This window comes from Verrucosispora sp. SN26_14.1, assembly GCF_004307965.1.
Classification (GTDB): domain Bacteria; phylum Actinomycetota; class Actinomycetes; order Mycobacteriales; family Micromonosporaceae; genus Micromonospora.
The window spans coordinates 1-2,022 of record NZ_SISL01000707.1 but is presented as its reverse complement, the minus strand read 5'-3'; the positions used below and the strand labels follow the sequence as shown (position 1 = coordinate 2,022).

General features: G+C 72.8%; 2 protein-coding genes. One reads left to right on the top strand and one right to left on the bottom strand.

What is annotated here, in order from left to right:
* Nucleotides 1–770 (bottom strand): AfsR/SARP family transcriptional regulator (locus EYA84_RS31155; RefSeq protein WP_131057767.1); only part of this gene is annotated, 770 nt, incomplete at its 3' end.
* A 196-nt stretch (nt 771–966) separates the two neighbouring features.
* Here EYA84_RS31155 and EYA84_RS31150 point away from each other — a divergent pair.
* The gene (locus EYA84_RS31150) at nt 967–1,926 is read left to right on the top strand and encodes a ParB N-terminal domain-containing protein (RefSeq protein WP_131057766.1); all 960 of its coding nucleotides are present in this window, start codon (nt 967–969) and stop codon (nt 1,924–1,926) included.
* Nucleotides 1,927–2,022: the final 96 nt, after the last annotated feature.

The window sequence follows — 2,022 nt, the reverse complement described above, 5'->3', positions numbered from 1 at the left end:
GGTTCGGCACGCGGTGGCGGGCCGGGCGGCGGGCAGCGGTGGTGCAGGATGTCGTCGTGCAGGCGGGTCAGCTCGGGCCCCGGGTCCATTCCGGTCTCCTCGGCCAGCACCTGCCGGGCCTGCCGGAAGGCCGCCGTCGCTCCGGCCACGTCCCCGCTGTGGTACAGGCCGGTCATCAGGTGCGCCCAGGCACGCTGCCGTAGCGGATGCCGTTCGAGCAGGGCCCGCAGTCGGGGGATCACCTGCGCCGCCGCACCGAGCGCGAGCTGGGTGCCGGCGTGGTCCTCCTCGGCCAGCAGACGCCGCTCGGTCACCTGCCCCACCCAGCGCGACAGCGCCCGGGGCAACGGCAGCCCGGCCAGGACGGGGCCTCGCCACAGCGCCAGCGCCTGCGCCAACTCGGCCTCGGCACGAACCGGATCGCCGCAGGTCACGGCGGTGCGCCCGCGCGCCACGGCGGCGTCGAAGCGGTCCAGGTCGCGTTCCTCCGCCTCCACCCGCAGCAGGTAGCCACCGGCGGTGGTGACGATCCGGCCGTCGCAGTCGATCGCCTGCCGCAGCCCGCGCACGTAGGTGCGGATGTTGGCTGCGGCGGAGGCCGGCGGCTGGTCGCCCCAGAGCACGTTCACCAGTTCGTCGGCGGGTACGGCCTCACCGGGTCGGGTCAACATCAGGGCCAGCAGCAGTCGTTGTTTGACCGAGCCGAGGTCGACCGGGTGCCCGTCCCGGGACACCGACAACGGGCCGAGAAGGTGGAAGCGGAGAAGCATCAGTCACCTCAGCCGACGGCCTGAGTCATGGGACCGGACACCATCCGAACCGCGTCGTCGCGCGGCCGGACCGGCCGACCGCCAAGAGTCGAGGACAATTCATTTGTACGCCAATTGTGCGCGACGGATACGCCGGAGACCGTACCATCGGCCGCCAATCGATGATCTTTCCCAAACGGGGGCTGTCGAGGTGTACATGCGGGAACGGATCCAGGGCGTCCAGAGCCGGGAGGTGACTCTCGTCGACACCACCTCGGTGGTCGTCGGCTGTTCACCTCGGTCGTCGGTGGCCGGTACCGGCCGGATCCAGCAGTTGGCCGAGTCGGTCGAGGTGCTTCCGCCGATCCTGGTGCAGCGGTCGACGATGCGGGTCGTCGACGGTGCGCAGCGGCTGGCGGCGGCACGGTTGCGCGGCGACCGGCAGATCCCGGTGACCTTCTTCGACGGCTGCGACGACGACGCGTTCGTCGCCGCCGTCCACCTCAACGTGCGGCACGGGATGCCGCTGACCGGCCCCGAGCGGGCCGCCGCCGCCCGTCGGATCCTCTCCTCGCACCCGGAGCGTTCGGACCGGTGGATCGCCTCGGTCTGCGGCGTGTCCCCGCGTACGGTGGCGACGCTGCGCCGGTCTTCGACCGACGACGGTGCACATCCGAACATCCGGCTGGGCCGGGACGGACGCCAGCGGCCACTGTCCGCTGCGGACGGTCGGCGGCGGGCCGCGGAGCTGATGCGTCGTCGACCGGAGGCCAGCCTGCGCGAGGTGGCGCGGGAGACCGGCATCTCGGTGGGCACCGCCTTCGACGTCCGTCGGCAACTGACGACCATGGCGACCGACGCGCGAGAGGGCACGGTGGTGACCTCGCCGTGCGCCCCGCCCGGGACCGGTGCCGCCGATCCGCTCGGACCGGTGTTGCGGGCCGGGCTGGAGCGGCTGGCCAACGACCCGTCGCTGCGTTACACCGAGCGCGGGCGGACGCTGCTGCGGTTGGTCTCCGCCACGTTGGCGCTCGCCGAGCAGTCCGATGCGGTCGCCGACGCCACCCCGGGCCACTGCCGCGACGTGCTGCGCGACGTCGGGGAGGCCTGCGCCCGCGCCTGGCACGAGTTCACCGACCGGCTCGCCGACACCGACCTGGCCGAGCGGGCGGCTTGACGACCGACGGCGACCGACCCCACCTGGGGCCACTCCGGTGGGCGTGGCGGTCCGGACCGTCGGCATCGGGACCTTTCTCTTATACAAATCTGACGC